We start from the raw sequence: 15,766 nt of genomic DNA, 5'->3' as shown, positions 1-15,766 counted from the left end.
ATAATACCAGGCCTTCCTGCGCGCAGCATAGCCCGGCAACTTGAACGAAGGCTACCCGTCGAAGGAGAACGACCATGAAGGCTGCCGTGCTGAAACGTTTCGGATCGCCCCTGGAGGTCGAGCAGGTCGAGGATCCCGTGCTCGGCACCGGCGAGGTCATCGTCGACATCGTCGCGGCCGGCGTGCTGTCCTACGCGAATGAGGTGTTCAGCGGCGAGCGGAAGTACCTGCTGGAGCTTCCGGTCATTCCGGGAACGAGCGGCATCGGCAGGGTGAGCGCTGTCGGCCCCGATGCGACGCATCTCGCGGTCGGCGACTGGGTGTTCTGCGATCCGACCGTGCGCTCACGGGACAATGCGCTCGCCCCCGACATCACGCTGCAGGGCCTGAGCGCGCGCGGACCGGGTGGGCTGAAGCTGCAGCAATATTTCCGGCACGGCTCGTTCGCGCAGCGGATGCGCCTGCCGACGGAGAACGCCAAGCCGATCGGCGAGATCAATCCCGAGGACGCCGCGCACTGGTGCGCGCTCGGCACCCTGCTCGTGCCCTATGGCGGCTTTCTGGCCGCCCAGCTGCAGCCGGGCGAGACCGTGCTGGTCAGCGGCGCCACCGGCCGGTTCGGCAGCGCCGCCGTCGCTGTGGCGCTCGCGATGGGTGCGGCAGCGGTCGTGGCGCCCGGCCGCAACGAGGCCATGCTGGCCGAGCTCAAGCGCAGGTTCGGTCCCCGCGTCCATCCGGTCAGGCTCTCGGGCAACGAAAGCGACGACAGCGAACGCATGAAGCGCGCCGCGCCCGGCCCGATCGACTGCGTGCTCGACATCATGCCGCCTTCCGTGACGACCGATGTCGTCAGGTCCGCGGTGATGACCGTACGTCCCTATGGGCGCGTGGTGCTGATGGGCGGCGTCGGCATGCTCGGCGGCCCAGGGCTCGAGCTGCCCTATCCCTGGATCATGCGCAACTGCATCACTATTCACGGCGTCTGGATGTGTCCGCCGACCGCGACGGTGACGATGGTCGGACTGATCAGGGGCGGATTGCTCGACCTGGCGCAGTTCGAGCCGACCTGTTTCGACCTCGACCACGCCAACGATGCCGTCACCCATGCCGCCGCGAACAATCAGCCGTTCAAGATGACGGTGATCAGGCCCTGAGCGCAGCCGAGCTCAATCCAGCTCGACCACCTTGCCGCCGACGATGGAGACCCGCCTGTCCATGCGGCCGGCCAGCTCCATGTTGTGGGTCGCGATCAGCATCGCGACCCGCGTGGCCTTCACGAGCTGCATCAACGCGTGGAACACGTGGTCGGCGGTGCCGGGATCGAGATTGCCGGTCGGCTCGTCGGCCAGCAGCGCCCGCGGTGCATTGGCGACCGCGCGCGCGATCGCGACGCGCTGCTGCTCGCCGCCGGACAGCTCGGCTGGACGGTGCTTGATACGCTCGCCAAGGCCGAGATAGGCCAGGATCTCGGTCGCCCGCTTCACCGTCTCCGAGCGCTTCAGGCCGCGGATCATCTGCGGCAGCATCACGTTCTCCAGCGCCGTGAACTCCGGCAGCAGGCGGTGCGACTGGTAGACGAAGCCGATATCGGTGCGGCGCATCTGGGTGCGCTCGATGTCGGTCAGTTGCGAGGTCGGCGTGCCCCCGACATAAACCTCGCCCTCGTCGGGGCTCTCCAGCAGACCCGCAATGTGCAGCAATGTCGATTTGCCCGAGCCCGACGGCGCCACCAGCGCCACCGATTGGCCCGCCCACAACGCGAGCTTGGCGCCGTCCAGAATGGTCAGCTGCTGCTCGCCCTGCATGTACCGCCGCTTGATCTCGTGGAGATAAACGACCGGTACATCCTCTGCCCCCTGCTCTTCCATCAGCGTCTCACTCGTAGCGAAGCGCTTCGACCGGGTCTAATCGGGCGGCGCGCCAGGAGGGATAGAGCGTGGCCAGGAAAGACAGGGTCAGGGCCATGATGACCACCGCCGTCGTCTCGCCGGCGTCGATCTCGGCCGGCAGCTTCGACAGGAAGTAGAGCGTGGGATCGAACAGCTCGGTGTTCGTCAGCCAGGACAGGAACAGCCGGATGGTCTCGATGTTCATGCAGATCAAGAGGCCGACGATGAACCCGGTCAGCGTGCCGACCACGCCGATGGAAGCGCCGGTGATCAGGAAGATCCGCATGATCGCGCCCTGCGACGCGCCCATCGTCCGGAGCACGGCGATGTCCTGGCCCTTGTCCTTGACCAGCATGATCAGGCCCGAGACGATGTTCAGCGCGGCGACCAGCACGATCAGCGTGAGGATCAGGAACATCACGTTGCGCTCGACCTGGAGCGCGTTGAAGAAGGTCGAGTTGCGCTGGCGCCAGTCGACGAGGAAGATCGGACGGCCGGCCGCCTCGGTCACCGTCTTGCGAAACTGCTCGACCTTGTCCGGGTTACTGGTGAAGATCTCGATCGCGGTGACGTCGTTGTTGCGGTTGAAATAGGCCTGCGCCTCGGCCAGTGGCATGAACACGAAGCTGGAATCATATTCGGACATGCCGATCTCGAACACCGCCGCGACCTTGTAGGGCTTGATCCGCGGCGTGGTCCCCATCGGCGTCACGGCGCCCTTGGGAGCGACCAGGGTGATGCTGTCGCCGGCATGCAAGGAGAGCTGATCGGCCAGGCGCCGGCCGATCGCGACGCCCTGCCCTTCGTCAAACCCCTCGAGCGTGCCCTGCTTGATGTTCTTGGCGATCGAGGTGAGGTTGGTCAGATCCTGCGAGCGGATGCCGCGGATGAAGACGCCGGAGGCGTTGAACGGCGACGAGCCCAGGCCCTGGCCGTCGACCACAGGGGCCGCCAGGCGGATGCCCTGGACCTGCGAGATGCGCTCGGAGACGTCCTTCCAGTCGGTCAGCGGCGATTCCAGGGGCTGCACCAGCAGGTGCCCGTTGAGGCCGAGGATCTTGTCGAGCAGCTCCTTGCGGAAGCCGTTCATGACCGCCATGACGATGATCAGGGTCGCGACGCCAAGCATGATGCCGAGGAACGAAAAGCCCGCGATCACCGAGATGAACCCCTCGCGGCGCCGCGCACGCAGATAACGCCCCGAGAGCATCCACTCGAAGGGGGCGAAGGGCGCGGTCTGCACGGGTTCGGTCATGGCGTCATCCATTGCGCGATCATCCCATGATTCGGGCCGATTGTGGCCGGATTGGCCTGGAGGGAACGGGCTGCCCCGGTGGATAATCCGATGATCGAACGAACCCTGCTCAGCCCGCCACTGGTCCGCCGAGCCGCGCCACGACGTCGGCCGGCGACATCATCTGCCGCGCGCCGTCGCTGCGCGTCTTCACCTCGACCTTGCCTTCGGCCAGGCTCTTCGGCCCGACCATGATCTGCCAGGGAATGCCGATGAGGTCGGCGGTGGCGAACTTGCCGCCGGCGCGCTGCTCGGTGTCGTCGTAGAGCACGTCGACGCCCTTGGCCAGGAGATCGCGATAGAGCTGCTCGCAGGCGGCATCGGTGTCGGAACCGCCCTGCTTCAGATTCAGGATCACGGCGCGGAACGGCGCCACCTCCTCCGGCCATTTGATGCCGGCATCGTCGTGGCAGGCCTCGATGATGGCGCCCGCGAGACGCGACACGCCGACGCCGTAGGAGCCGCCGTGAATGGTCACCTCGGCGCCGTCGGGACCCGCCACCAGCGCCTTCATCGGCTCGGAGTACTTGGTGCCGAAATAGAAGATCTGGCCGACCTCGATGCCGCGGGTGTGGACGCGCCGCTCCGCCGGCACCTCGGCCTCGAAGCGGGCGCCGTCATGGACGTCTTCGGTCGCCGCGTAGAGCGAGGTCCATTCCTTGATGATCGGCGTCAGGTCGCCGTCATAATCGACGGTCGCCGGCGGGATCGGCAGATCGAGCACGTTGCGATCGCAATAGACGCCGGATTCGCCGGTCTCGGCGAGCACGATGAACTCGTGACTGAGATCGCCGCCGATCGGGCCGGTCTCGGCGCGCATCGGAATGCCCTTCAGGCCCATCCGCGCGAACGTGCGCAGATAAGCGACGAACATCTTGTTGTAGGCGCGCCGCGCGCCGGCCTCGTCGAGATCGAACGAATAGGCGTCCTTCATCAGGAATTCGCGGCCGCGCATCACGCCGAAGCGCGGACGCTGCTCGTCGCGGAATTTCCATTGGATATGATAGAGATTGAGCGGGAGGTTACGGTAGGACTTCACATAGGCACGGAAGATGTCCGTGATCATTTCCTCGTTGGTCGGCCCGTAAAGCAGCTCGCGCTTGTGACGATCGGTGATACGCAGCATCTCCGGACCGTAGGCGTCGTAGCGGCCGCTCTCGCGCCAGAGATCCGCGAGCTGCAAGGTCGGCATCAGCAATTCGAGCGCGCCGGCGCGGTTCTGCTCCTCGCGCACGATCTGCTCGATCTTCTTCAGGACCTTGAAGCCCAGGGGCAGCCAGGCATAGATGCCGGCCGCCTCCTGCCGCAGCATGCCGGCGCGCAGCATCAACCGGTGCGAGACGATCTCGGCTTCCTTCGGGTTTTCTTTCAAGATCGGCAGGAAAAACCGCGACAGACGCATGGGTTAGGCCTTCAAGATTCGGTTCGGGCTGGCGCAGTCAAACCGGATCGGGCGGCAAAACACAAGACTGGGTTTGAGAAAAAGCAGCTAAGCCACCGTATTCCCGACCATTTTACTGGTTGAGCTGAGGCGGAGGTTGAGCCCCGCCGCCATCTCCTCGCCGTCTTCGAGGCCGAGCGCGCAGGGCGCGCCATCTGCCTGCGCGCGGCCTTATGGCCGACGCACCTGCTTGGCCGACCAACGATCGAGATCGCTGATCTCGGCGCTGCCCTCGATGGTCTCGATCGCGCCGTCGGGGGTGACGAGCATCGTGCGAGGAATGTCGCCCTGCCAGGACGGATCGATCTCGAACCGCAGCCGCTCAACGAAGCCGTCGCCGAAGATGAAGTTCTCGGCCGCAGCGAGCCCGGCCTTGTCCAGCATCGCCTGGGTTGCGCTGGTCAGGTTGGGCACGAGGTCGGCGCTCACGGTGACCACATCGATCTCGGGATGATCGGCCATGAACTTGCCGAGCTGCGGCAGCTCGATCTTGCAGGGACCGCAGGTGACGCCCCAGAAATGGATCAGGGTCGGCCGCCCCGCATGGGCGCGCAGCAGCTCGCGCCAGGTGCCGCGCTCGAACGGCTTCAAGGGCTGAGGCGCCGCCGTGCCGGAGGCGGTCAGCGCGAGAAGACCGCAGAGGGCAATGCCAGCCAAGATTTCGCGTTTCATGACTCGTCTCCGATCGCCTGCAACCGATAGCCGTCCGACTTGGTCATCCACGACAGGAACACCTGCCGGCCGTTGGCGACCAGCAACGGATGGTCCGAGGCGTTGTCGGTGCTGGCAAGGGCGCGCGGCTTCGACCAGGTTGCGCCGTCATCCTTGGACTGGATCGCCATGACGGTGGTCCGCTCGCCATCGAACTCCTTCCAAACCAAGGTCGTGACGTCCTGCGTCGCCAGAACGAAAGGCCGCGCCGGATTGCGATCGGCCTGGCCGAGCGCCATGGGCTCGGAGAACGTTCGCCCGCTGTCGCGCGACCGCGCATAGAACAGTCCCTTGCGCGCCTTACCGCCGGTGAACCAGGTCACATGGTAGGTGCCGGTCGGCGCCACGGTGAGGCTCGGCCCCTGATGCGGGCAAGCCTTGATCTGCCAGTCGTCGGTGCTGACGCGATAGATCTCGCCGGGCGTCGTGAGATCGCTGAACGTGACCACCGCGTGGTCGCGGACGCTGCCCTCATAGATGTTGCGGAACACCACGACCGGGCGTCCAGGGCCTGCGAAGGCGAGGCCGAGCCGGCAACATTCGCAGGTGTTGTCCTGGACGAGAGCCGCCTCGGCGTAGGTGGCGCCGCCGTCGCGTGACGAGGCGACAAACAGCCCTGCCCCTTCATAGCTGCGCCCCGCGGCCTTCGCCGGCGCGCGGTTGCGCTTGTCGAGCCAGGCGACGAACACCGTGCCGTCCTGGTCGAGCGCCATCGCCTCGAAGCGCTGGCTCTCATTGCTGGCGGTGATCGGACGCACCGCCGCAAAGCTCTGCCCGCCATCGCTGGAGCGCGTCGTGAGCACCTGACCGTTGAAGGCCTGATCGCGGAAGATCGAGAACGCCACCGCGACCGTGCCCTTGCCGTCGACCACCAGCTTAGGCCGGGCATCAGGCCCCCAGTCCAGATTGAGCGGCTGCTCCGTCACCGGCACGGGCGCGGAGTACGTCTTGCCGTTGTCCGTCGAGCTGGCGACAGACACACGCCCGCCGGCCATCCAGGCCAGCCAGAGCTTGCCATCGGCCGCGAAGAACGGCGTCACCTTGGTCGCGCATCTGAGCTCGGTGCCCTCGCAGGCGGCGTCCGAGCCGTGCTGATGCGCTGCCATCTGGGCCTGGGCGGCGAGTGGACAGAGCAACGCGATGGCAAGTCCAGCAAGTCCTCTTCGAAGCCGCGACGTCCTTGTCATGTCGATCCTCATCGGAATGCCACCTTCATGCCCGCCATGAACGCGCGCGGCGAGCCGGCGTAGATCGTTCCGGTGGTCGCCAGGCCCTGCACGCCGGCCCCCGTCACCGTGTTCTGCAGATTGTTCGCCGACGCGATGTAGGTGCGGTCGAAGACGTTACGGACCTCGAAGAACAGGTTCATCGACTTGAACGTCTCCGAGGCTAACTCGGTCTTGTAGTGAACGTTCAGATTGACCAGCTCGTAACCCGGCGCCTTCTGCAGGTTCGCATTGTCCATATAGAAGGAATCCTTCCATTGGACCTCGACGAACGCCCCGAGCCCGGCCAACCTCCCGCTGTCGTGATCGTAGCCGATCCGCGCCGTCAGCTCGTTCGGCGAGATGCCGGGGATCTTGTTGCCGGCGCGGTTGAAGCTGAACAGCTTCGAGCTGCCGACGAGGTTCTCCGTGTATTCGGTGTAGACCTGGTCGAGATAGGTGTAGGCCGCCGTGAACCGCCAGCCCGGCAGGAACCTCCAGTCGGCGGCGAGCTCGACGCCCTTGTGCTCCGAACGCGGCGCATTGAAGGTGTAGGACGTGTTCGGCCCTCCCGTGACCGCCTGGGTGACGATCTCGTTGCGGAAAAACTCGTAGAAGCCGGTCGCGCTCACGGTCACCGCCCGGTTCGGCGTCCAGTCGACACCAATGTCGTAGCCGAGATTGGTCTGGGACTGCAGCTGGGTGTTGTTGCCGAAGGCGCCGGTCGGCAGAACGAACAGGTTGGAGGCCTGCGGCGCGCCATAGCCGGTGGCGACGCGGGCGCGCAGCAGCCAGTCGCTGTTCACCTTGTAGAGCAGCGCCAGCTCGGGGGCGAGATTGTCGAACTGCCGGTCCGCCGTGGTGAGCGACGTGGTCGTGGTGCCGGCAAGTCCCGTATAGCTATAGGCCGTATTCACGCCGCGCAGATGCGTGCGCTCCCAGCCGAGCCCGGCCACCGCCGTGAGTGCGGCCGTCAGCTTCAGCTCCTCGCGCGCCCGCAGGCCATAATTGGTCGTCTCGCTCCACGTGTTCCCGGACAGACGCCCGAGCGCTGCATTGCCGCCGGGCATGACGAAGCGCGTATCCCCCGAGGCAGTCAGCGTGTTGTAGAAGGCGCCAAAGAACGCCGTGGATTCCAGGCCGAAGATCTCGCCGCGCTTGGTGATGTCGCTCATGTAGTTGTAGGACGGATAGTCGCCGATCGCGCTGGTCGATCCCGTGGGCTGGCTGATGTTGCGATCGTCGAACACGAACTGGTTGCGCCAGGTCGTATTGTTGTCGAAATCATGCTCCCAGCGGCCGCCGACGATGGTGCGGCGGTCGTTGCGGCCTAGCCCGGCCTGCAGCGCGGTCTCCTGGTCGACACCGCCAGCCGTGTTGAAGCCGTTCTTGTTGAGCCCGACCGTCGCGCAGCCGGCCGCCAGCGACGTCCCGGTGGTGCAGCCCTGCTGATAGGGGTTTTGAGTGTACTGGCTCAGCGTGTATCGAAGCGGCAGCCGTGTGAACAGGTCGTTGTTGATGATCTTGACCGTGAAGCGATCATCCGGCGTCGCCTTCAACGTGCCGAGGAAGTTGACGGTCTGGGTGTTGAACCAGCTGTTGCCGAGATAGCCGTCGCCGCGCACATCGCTGGTGAACAGCGAGCCCTCAAAATTGCCGACCTTCTTGCCGTAGGTGAGATAGTTGCTGAGATAGCCGAAGCTGCCGCCTTCGCTGCCGATCTCCGCGCCATCGATGCTGCCGCCCGGACGCGTGCGGAAGTTGATCGCGCCGCCGGTGGCGTAGTTGCCATACAGAGCCGAGGACGGCCCGCGGATCACGTCGACTGCGCCATAGGCATGCGGATCGATCAGGTCGCTGCGCGACAATCCGTCCGGCTGCGTCACCGGAAAGCCGTCCTCGAACAGCGCGATGTTGCGGATGCCGAAGCCGTTGCGGGCATTGGAGCCGCGGATCGAGATGCCGAGATCGCGCGGGCCGTTGCCCTGCTTGAGCGACACGCCGGGACTTTCGCGCAGGATGTCGCCCACCGTGAACGCGGGCCGGTCGTCGTAGCGGCTGCGGTCGATGGTGGTTGCAGTCTGGCCGGCCGGCGCCTGGCTGAGCTGATCGCGCGCGACGGATGCGCCATCGGCCTGGCCGGACGCGCCGCCGCCCTGGCCGGATGCGGCGGCAACGGATCCGCCGGTAGGCTTCGGCGCACGGCTCGTGGCGCGAGCAGCCTGCGGCGCGGCCGGCTTGCGGGTGGGTCTCTGGGCCGCCGCGCGCGGCGCATCGACGGTGACGGACGGCAATTCCTGCTCGGGTTGCGCATGCGCGATCGTGACCGACTGCACCAGCATGAGCTGCATGGCGATCACGCTTGCGCCCCCGAGGGCGTGACGACGAAACATGTTTGAACTTCCCCATTGCCGGCTCCCAGGGCCGGTCTTGCTGATCACAAAATCATCGGCGCGAGCGATGCGCGCCGATGACGACGTCTGTCATCAGGAGAGGAAGGGAGGCCCGCGCGGCTGGGCCTGAGAGGCTGCCACGCGATGGATCAGCCCGAGCTCGCGCCCGGCCCAGGCGATCCGAGCCCAGGCCCGCGGCGGTGCCGCGTGAGCGGGAACAGGCGGAGCATCGAGCGCGCTGGCGGCTTGGAGCACGCAGCACATGACGCAGTCGAGGCCACAATCGCTACGGTCGCCGCCGTGGTCGGACGGCGGCGCATCCGCTTCGGCGTGACAGATCACGGCCTCGCCGAGCAGATCGACGGTCGCGATGGTCGCAGCCGTCATCGCCGACGCCGCGACCGGCGCCAGCACCTGTATCATCAGGGCCAGCAGCGCGAGCGGCAGAATGCGCGCAATCCAGCGGCGCCGGGCGCTGCCGCGTTCGCGGCCCGCTCCCTTGCGCACGCCAATTGTGATCGCGCGACGAGCGGTCATGGAACGAGACCGCGCGGGCAAAATCGCGGGCCGCGAAGCGAGCCTGCGATAACCCACGAAGCGAAGACCCGGAGATCCATCGGATGCACCTGCTCCGAGCGATGCGCTACATCTTGTGCTCGTGCTTCATCATGCTGCCGCCCTCGCCGCCCGGCCCCTTCGCGCCGACGGCCTGAACGTCGAGCGTCACCGCCACCTTGCCGGCCTTTTCGAACTCGAGCGTCAGCGGCAGCTTGTCGCCCTGCTTCAGCGGGCTCTTCAGGTCCATCATCATCAGATGATAGCCGCCGGGCGCGAGCGCGACGGTCTTGCCGGGTTCGATGACCAGGCCCTTGTCGAGCGGCCGCATCGTCATGACGCCGTTGGTCACGGCCATCTCATGGACTTCGACCTTGCCGGCGACGTCCGCGGACGCGGCCACGAGGCGATCCGGTGCGGCGCCCTTGTTCTCGATCGTCAGATAGCCCGCGCCGGTCTTGGCGCCGCCGGGCGTGGCGCGGCTCCAGGGCTGCGCGATCACGAGGTCGCCCGCCTTGATATCAGCGGCGAAAACGCCGGAGGCCATGGACAGCAGAAAAGCAAGTGCAAGCAGGGAGCGTCCGAAGACCGTCATGTCTATCATCCTTGTTCGATGGTCGTCACAATGCGCCGGCTTCAGCCGTTGGCGCGGGTCCGCTGGCCGCAAAGGCCAGGCGGAGAGTTCAGCATGTCATGAAGACAATGGCCGCAGCAGCGGCCGACCGCTCACGCCGCAGGCGGAGCCCTGGCCTGCGCGTGGGAACCGGCGTGCGCCATCGAGACAGCCGGCGCTTTCGCCTCCCAGACCACGTCGAGCGATGCCCGTTGCAGAACGTCGACGGCCGTCTGATTCGGACCCTCAAGGGCAGCCGGCTGCGTGGCGCAGCACAGCGCGCAGGCCTCCCGGCCCGGCTTGCTCCGCGACTCATCATCCGCGGGTTGGGAACCCGGCAGGCTGTGGCAGATCTCGACCCCGCGCAGCGGATCCGATGCAGCGGCCGCAGCCGCCCAGGCGAGCCCGATCGGCGCCAGGATCTGCACCATCAGTGCGATCAGCATGACCGGAAGAAACGCTTGCAGCCGCTGCCGCATGAATGCTCGCCGAATGAACTGATCTGTTGTGCCCGAGCCCACGTCCCGAGTCGAGGTCATCAGGAGCACAGTGAGCACATTTGGCCGGCGATCGTTGATCAAGGACAACGTCGGAGGGGATCGCAATTGAGGTATCTCAGCACCTTATGCGGGAAAAAGCGAAAACAAAACCCGCCAATTGCAAGCACTTATCGATCATTTCATGAACTGCGCGAAATTTGAACAATCGTTGCCGAAAAGGATGACAAACGCAAAAAGATCGTCTACGAATTTGGGCCTCAGGCTAACGCTCGCGGAAGTCTGGTGGTCCAAGTCTCGGGAGGAGCCCTGGCGCGCAAAAGCAGCGTCACCCCGCTTAACAAGATCAAATCTGAACTTGCGGGATATCAAAGGGTCGACACAATTTCCGAGCAGGGCCCGCTGCCCTGCTCTATTTTTTTGAGCGGGCGCACCCTCACCCCAGCACCGTAACCGTCTCTGCATGAACGCTGACTGAACATAGCCAATTGCCCGCTTCAGGTGGCCTGCATGGCCGCGAACGGCGGCAGCGGCGCACGCCAGCGCGATTTCGCCCGCGGCCACGGCAGCGTGATGGAGACTGGCTCTCGTCCTCGCACCACCCAGCGCAGCTCGTCGTCCTCGATCTCCAAAATCCCGAACGACTCGGCCGGCTCGCCGGAGATGAAGGTCTCGGTCAGCGATTGCAGCGTGATGTGCGGCGTGCCGTCGACGGTGGTCAGCGTATTCCAATGCACATGACCCGCCAGCGCGATGACCGGACACGGCGCTTCGGCGATGACCTTTCTGATCTCGGCGACCTCGGCATAGGCCGCATGCCCGGGATTGGCTTCGAAATAGTAGTTGCCGGCCTGCGCATGTCCTGACAGCGGCACATGGCTGACGAGCAAGGTCGGCCGCTCGTCCTGTCCGAGCAGTTGCTCGAGCCCATCGAGATCGCCGTCTGACAAATGCAGGCCGCGCGTCCGAGTGAGCCGCACATCGGGCTGCCAGAACACGCATCGGACATCACCGGTCATCAGCGCGCGTGACCCGCTCGGCAGATCGAAGATCGCTTCATTGTCGGCCAGGGTGAGACATGCGACGTCGTGATTACCGCTGACGTGATGGTGCTTCGCCGTGAGCGTTGCGAAACACATCGCGACGTCGCTCTGAAGCAGGCGGTCGCGCTCGGGATCCTCATCGGAAATCCGGTCGCCGAGATCGATCACCGCATCGACGCTTCCGCCGTTGATCTCTGCGACAAATCGCTCCAGCAGCGGCAGCGCCATCGAGCCGCGCTTCGTCTGCGTATCCTGCCCGTGATGGATGTCGCCGATCACGGCAATGCGCGTCGTTGCCAAAACCGTGTCTCCGACAAATGCATGGCGCGAGAAGATGTCACGCGCCCGGTAGCATGCGCGCATCACGGTTTTCTGACAGCGGGCGTGCGGCGCAAAAGTCGCGCGGTGCAGCGCACAACATCCGGCTGTAGCGAGATCAATTCGGTTGTGAAACAGTGCAGCTCTTGGCGGCGCGATCAATGACGCCGCCGGACAACAATGGGACAGGGAGCACGGCATGTCCGGCACTGACGAAACGTCCAACAAGATCATCAAGAACCGGCGCGATATTCTCCAGGCGGCCACCGCCGCGGGCTCTGCGGCGGCGCTGCTCGCCGGCTTCGGCATCAATCCGGCGCTCGCCGCCGAGATGGGCCGCTCCGAAAAGCCGCTCAAGGCGGCCTTCTCCAACGCAGGTTTGCAGGCGACCTGGTGCGCCCAGGGCAAGCAGGCCGCCGAATGGTGGGGCAAGCTGCTCAACGTCGAGGTCACCTGGTTCGACGGCCAGCTCGATGCGGTGAAGCAGCGCGCTGCGATCGACAACATGGCCTCGCAGAAGTGGGACTTCGTCGCCATCCAGGCGTTCGGCATCGGCACGTTGACGCAGCCGGTGCAGAAGATGATCGACGCCGGCATCCCGGTCATCGACATGGACACGCTGATCGCGCCCGCTCGATCAGATCAACGTCCACTCGTTCCTCGCCCCCGACAACGAGTTCATGGGCGCTTCGGTCACGCAGGCGCTCGCGACCGCGATGGGCGGCAAGGGCAAGATCATCATGACCCAGGGCGCGCTCGGCCACACCGGTGCGCAGGGCCGCGCCAAGGGCTTCAACTCGGTGATCAAGCAGTTCCCGAACATCGAGGTGCTCGACACGCAGCCGGCCGACTGGGACGTCTCGAAGGCGGCGCGCCTGTGGGAGACCTATCTCACGAAGTATCCGCAGATCGACGCAGCGTTCTTCCACAATGACGACATGGCGCTCGCGGCCTACAACATCATGAAGGCGCGCAACCGCACCAACATCCTGATCGGCGGCGTCGACGCCATGCCGCCGGCGATCCAGGCCGTCTCCGATGGCCGCATGTTCGCGACCGTGCGCAATCCGTCCTGCCGCATCCATGGCGGCGCGATCGTGGCTGGCGTCGCGGCCGTGACGGCCGGCGAGAAGAGCGGCCAGGGCATCCCGAAGCAGGTCATCACCGACGGCCCCGTCGTGACCAAGGCCAATGCGCCGGGCATGCAATGGATGGAGGATCACTTCCTGATCTGAAGTCGTCCCCATGCTGGACAGCCGCCCACCTCTTCTGCAACTGCAGGACATCACCAAGTCGTTCGGCGGCGTCACCGCTTTGCGCGGCGTCGATTTCACGCTTCGCCCCGGCGAGATCCATGGTCTCGTCGGGGAGAACGGCGCCGGCAAGAGCACGCTGATGAAGATCATCGCCGGCGTGCACACCGGATTCTCCGGCCGTTTCCTGCTCGACGGCAGCGAGGTGCATTTCAACTCCGCGCGGGATGCCCGCGCCGCCGGCATCGCGATGGTGCATCAGGAGCTCAGCGTCGCCCCTGATCTCACGGTGGCCGAGAACGTCTTTCTCGGCAACCAGCCGACCAATGCACTCGGTCTCGTACAATGGCGGCGCATGGCGCGCGAGGCCGCCGAGCAGCTCAAGCGGCTCGGCATCGACGCCGATCCGATGAGCCGGCTCGGCGACTTGCCGATCGGCGTGCAGCAGTTGATCGAGATCGCACGCGTGCTGTTCTCCGGCGCGCGCATCATCATCCTGGACGAGCCAACCTCGGCGCTGTCGCCGCCCGAGGTCGAGCGGCTGTTCGCCGCATTGCGCAGGTTGCGTGAGCAAGGCACCGGGATCATCTTCATCTCGCATTTCATCGAGGACATCCTGCTGATTTCCGACGAGGTCACGGTGTTCCGCAACGGCCGCAAGATCATGGAGACATCAGCCGCGGACACCAGCAAGGCGGCGCTGATCGAGGCCATGATCGGCAAGGGCCGCGACGCGCTGGAGGATAGCTACACCCACGACATCACCCTGCCCGCGCCTCCCGTCGACAAGCCGATTGTGGTCGAAGCCGACGGCCTGTCGCTGGCGCGCAATCTCAAGCAGGTCTCGTTCTCCGTCCATGCCGGCGAGGTGCTCGGCGTCTACGGCTTCATGGGCTGCGGCCAGCTCGAGCTGGCGCGCATCCTGTTCGGCAAGCTCGCGCCGGATGCCGGCGAGCTGCGCGTGTCCGGAGAGCGCAATCGCTTCAGAAGCACGGCCGATGCACGCCGCGCCGGCATCGCTTTCGTGCCCGAGAGCCGGCGCGACATGCTGTTCCTGCAGGAGCCGGTCTACAAGAACGTCTCGATCAGCATCCTCGATCGCATCAATGCGCTGCTGCTCAAGCCCGCGCGCGAGCGTGCGCTGGCGCAGCGCCAAGTCGAGCAATTGCAGATCCGCCCGGCCGATGTCGAGATCGAGCTCGGCCTGCTCTCCGGCGGCAACCAGCAGAAGGTGGCACTGGCGAAATGGCTCAGCCATCCGCCGCGGCTGCTGGTGCTGTGCGAGCCGACCCGCGGCATGGATGTCGGCGCCAAGAGCGACGTCATCCAGATCGTGCGACAGCTGCGTGATCAGGGCATCGCCGTGATCGTGCTCTCGACCGAGCCTGAGACCGTGCTGTCGCTGGCCGACCGCGTCATCGTGCTCAAGCGCGGCGAGGTCGTGCGCGAATTCGCCGGCGAAACCATCAGCAAAGACCGTCTGCTCGAGGCGGCGTAAGGAGACTTCCATGGCGCATGGCGACACCGTTCCGATGCCGGAGGCGCAGGCGCGCCGCGCTGGCGGCATCGCCTCGCTGCTGCGGTCGCAGATGCGCAACATCGCGCCGTTCCTGACCTTGATCTTCCTCACGGCGTTCTTCGCGATCGCCTCGCCGTCCTTCGCCACGATCGACAATGTCGGCAACATCCTCACCCAGGTCTCGGTCACCGGCATCATCGCTGTCGGCCTGACATTCGTCATTCTTTGCGCCGAGATCGACCTGTCGATCGCCGCCATCGCCAACGTCACGGGCATTGCGGTGGCCTACTTCACCCTGCAGGAGTCCTACGTCAACATCGCCAACGTCCCGATGCCGGGCTTTGCCGCCATCCTGCTCGCGCTCGCGCTGTGTGCGCTGCTCGGCGTGGTCAACGCCTTCGGCCTGACCGTGATCGGCATCCCCTCCTTCATCATGACCTTGGCGATGATGCAGATCGCCGCCGGCATCTCGGCGATGCTGGTGCGCGGCCAGATCGCCTACAAGGTCCCGCCTGTGATCACGACGCTCGGCTCCGGCTCGATCGCCGGCATTCCCTGGATCGTGATCGTTGCCGCGCTGATGCTGCTGCTCGGCCATCTCGTGCTGACCTACACGCGGTTCGGCCGCTACGTCTACATGGTCGGCGGCAACCGCGAGGCGGCCGAATATTCCGGCCTGAACGTCAAGCTGATCCTCGGCAGCGTGATGGTGATCTCGGCCGTGTGCTCTGGGATCGGCGGCATGCTCGGCGTGGCGCATTTCGGCAGCGCGCAGCAGAACGAGTTCGACACCTATCTGCTCGACTCGATCGCCGCCGTCGTGGTCGGCGGCACCAGCCTGTTCGGCGGCCGCGGCGGCATCGGCAACACCATCGTCGGCCTGTTCGTGCTCGGCGTGCTCAACAACGGCCTCGACCACGTCAACATCGACAGCTTCCTGAAGATCCTGATCCGCGGCCTCATCCTGCTCGCCGCTTTGGTGATCAACGTCTACGCACAGAGGCTGCGCGCGAAGGCGGCGGACTGACGCGCAGC

The 15,766-nt window shown here is 65.6% G+C and carries 13 protein-coding genes and 1 pseudogene; 4 read left to right on the top strand and 10 right to left on the bottom strand.

Annotated features, from left to right (window positions below; all coding sequences use genetic code 11):
• Positions 1-74 precede the first annotated feature (74 nt).
• Positions 75-1,154 (top strand): alcohol dehydrogenase catalytic domain-containing protein, encoded by a 1,080-nt coding sequence (locus ACVILH_RS22820; protein ID WP_456714889.1) that lies wholly within the window; start codon positions 75-77, stop codon positions 1,152-1,154.
• Positions 1,155-1,166: 12 nt separating this feature from the next.
• Here ACVILH_RS22820 and ACVILH_RS22815 read toward each other — a convergent pair whose 3' ends face one another.
• From ACVILH_RS22815 to ACVILH_RS22770, 10 genes are all read right to left on the bottom strand, one after another.
• The gene (locus ACVILH_RS22815) at positions 1,167-1,868 is read right to left on the bottom strand and encodes an ABC transporter ATP-binding protein (RefSeq protein ID WP_006611121.1); all 702 of its coding nucleotides are present in this window, start codon (positions 1,866-1,868) and stop codon (positions 1,167-1,169) included.
• Between the two features lie 7 nt (positions 1,869-1,875).
• A complete protein-coding gene (locus ACVILH_RS22810; RefSeq protein WP_456714888.1) occupies positions 1,876-3,156 on the bottom strand; it encodes a lipoprotein-releasing ABC transporter permease subunit in 1,281 nt (426 codons plus the stop codon).
• A gap of 97 nt (positions 3,157-3,253) precedes the next feature.
• Positions 3,254-4,585, bottom strand: coding sequence for a proline--tRNA ligase (proS, locus tag ACVILH_RS22805; protein ID WP_456714887.1), 1,332 nt, complete (start codon positions 4,583-4,585; stop codon positions 3,254-3,256).
• Positions 4,586-4,795: 210 nt separating this feature from the next.
• Entirely contained in the window at positions 4,796-5,296 is a 501-nt protein-coding gene (locus ACVILH_RS22800; RefSeq protein WP_456714886.1) for a TlpA family protein disulfide reductase, read from the bottom strand.
• Positions 5,293-6,522, bottom strand: a complete 1,230-nt coding sequence (locus tag ACVILH_RS22795; RefSeq protein WP_456714885.1) for a sialidase family protein — start codon at positions 6,520-6,522, stop codon at positions 5,293-5,295. The genes ACVILH_RS22800 and ACVILH_RS22795 overlap by 4 nt, the downstream gene beginning before the upstream one ends.
• 8 nt (positions 6,523-6,530) lie before the next feature.
• Entirely contained in the window at positions 6,531-8,933 is a 2,403-nt protein-coding gene (locus tag ACVILH_RS22790; RefSeq protein WP_456714884.1) for a TonB-dependent receptor family protein, read from the bottom strand.
• A gap of 93 nt (positions 8,934-9,026) precedes the next feature.
• Positions 9,027-9,470: a DUF2946 family protein gene (locus tag ACVILH_RS22785; protein ID WP_456714883.1), complete on the bottom strand. Its 444-nt coding sequence runs from the start codon at positions 9,468-9,470 to the stop codon at positions 9,027-9,029.
• Positions 9,471-9,576: 106 nt separating this feature from the next.
• A complete protein-coding gene (locus ACVILH_RS22780; RefSeq protein WP_456714882.1) occupies positions 9,577-10,083 on the bottom strand; it encodes a copper chaperone PCu(A)C in 507 nt (168 codons plus the stop codon).
• Between the two features lie 131 nt (positions 10,084-10,214).
• Entirely contained in the window at positions 10,215-10,580 is a 366-nt protein-coding gene (locus ACVILH_RS22775; RefSeq protein ID WP_456714881.1) for a DUF2946 family protein, read from the bottom strand.
• A 515-nt stretch (positions 10,581-11,095) separates the two neighbouring features.
• The gene (locus ACVILH_RS22770; RefSeq protein WP_456714880.1) at positions 11,096-11,941 is read right to left on the bottom strand and encodes a metallophosphoesterase family protein; all 846 of its coding nucleotides are present in this window, start codon (positions 11,939-11,941) and stop codon (positions 11,096-11,098) included.
• A gap of 217 nt (positions 11,942-12,158) precedes the next feature.
• Here ACVILH_RS22770 and ACVILH_RS22765 point away from each other — a divergent pair.
• The 3 genes and pseudogenes from ACVILH_RS22765 to ACVILH_RS22755 all read left to right on the top strand — a co-directional run bounded on the left by ACVILH_RS22765 (position 12,159) and on the right by ACVILH_RS22755 (position 15,758).
• Positions 12,159-13,194, top strand: a pseudogene (locus ACVILH_RS22765) (sugar ABC transporter substrate-binding protein).
• A gap of 10 nt (positions 13,195-13,204) precedes the next feature.
• Positions 13,205-14,710: a sugar ABC transporter ATP-binding protein gene (locus tag ACVILH_RS22760; RefSeq protein ID WP_456714879.1), complete on the top strand. Its 1,506-nt coding sequence runs from the start codon at positions 13,205-13,207 to the stop codon at positions 14,708-14,710.
• A gap of 10 nt (positions 14,711-14,720) precedes the next feature.
• Positions 14,721-15,758 carry an ABC transporter permease gene (locus tag ACVILH_RS22755; protein ID WP_456714878.1) on the top strand — a complete coding sequence of 346 codons (1,038 nt, stop codon included), beginning with the start codon at positions 14,721-14,723 and terminating at the stop codon, positions 15,756-15,758.
• Positions 15,759-15,766: the final 8 nt, after the last annotated feature.

The organism is Bradyrhizobium sp. USDA 4353, from assembly GCF_054063215.1.
This window is presented reverse-complemented; position numbering and strand designations above follow the sequence as displayed.

Bases quoted from the DNA above. Each gene is read 5' to 3' on its own strand.
- ACVILH_RS22785 (WP_456714883.1), bottom strand. From the start codon at position 9,470: ATGACCGCTCGTCGCGCGATCACAATTGGCGTGCGCAAGGGAGCGGGC.
- ACVILH_RS22780 (WP_456714882.1), bottom strand. From the start codon at position 10,083: ATGACGGTCTTCGGACGCTCCCTGCTTGCACTTGCTTTTCTGCTGTCC.
- ACVILH_RS22820 (WP_456714889.1), top strand. From the start codon at position 75: ATGAAGGCTGCCGTGCTGAAACGTTTCGGATCGCCCCTGGAGGTCGAG.
- ACVILH_RS22800 (WP_456714886.1), bottom strand. From the start codon at position 5,296: ATGAAACGCGAAATCTTGGCTGGCATTGCCCTCTGCGGTCTTCTCGCG.
- ACVILH_RS22795 (WP_456714885.1), bottom strand. From the start codon at position 6,522: ATGACAAGGACGTCGCGGCTTCGAAGAGGACTTGCTGGACTTGCCATC.
- ACVILH_RS22815 (WP_006611121.1), bottom strand. From the start codon at position 1,868: ATGGAAGAGCAGGGGGCAGAGGATGTACCGGTCGTTTATCTCCACGAG.
- ACVILH_RS22810 (WP_456714888.1), bottom strand. From the start codon at position 3,156: ATGGATGACGCCATGACCGAACCCGTGCAGACCGCGCCCTTCGCCCCC.
- ACVILH_RS22775 (WP_456714881.1), bottom strand. From the start codon at position 10,580: ATGCGGCAGCGGCTGCAAGCGTTTCTTCCGGTCATGCTGATCGCACTG.
- ACVILH_RS22760 (WP_456714879.1), top strand. From the start codon at position 13,205: ATGCTGGACAGCCGCCCACCTCTTCTGCAACTGCAGGACATCACCAAG.
- ACVILH_RS22790 (WP_456714884.1), bottom strand. From the start codon at position 8,933: ATGTTTCGTCGTCACGCCCTCGGGGGCGCAAGCGTGATCGCCATGCAG.
- ACVILH_RS22755 (WP_456714878.1), top strand. From the start codon at position 14,721: ATGGCGCATGGCGACACCGTTCCGATGCCGGAGGCGCAGGCGCGCCGC.
- proS (WP_456714887.1), bottom strand. From the start codon at position 4,585: ATGCGTCTGTCGCGGTTTTTCCTGCCGATCTTGAAAGAAAACCCGAAG.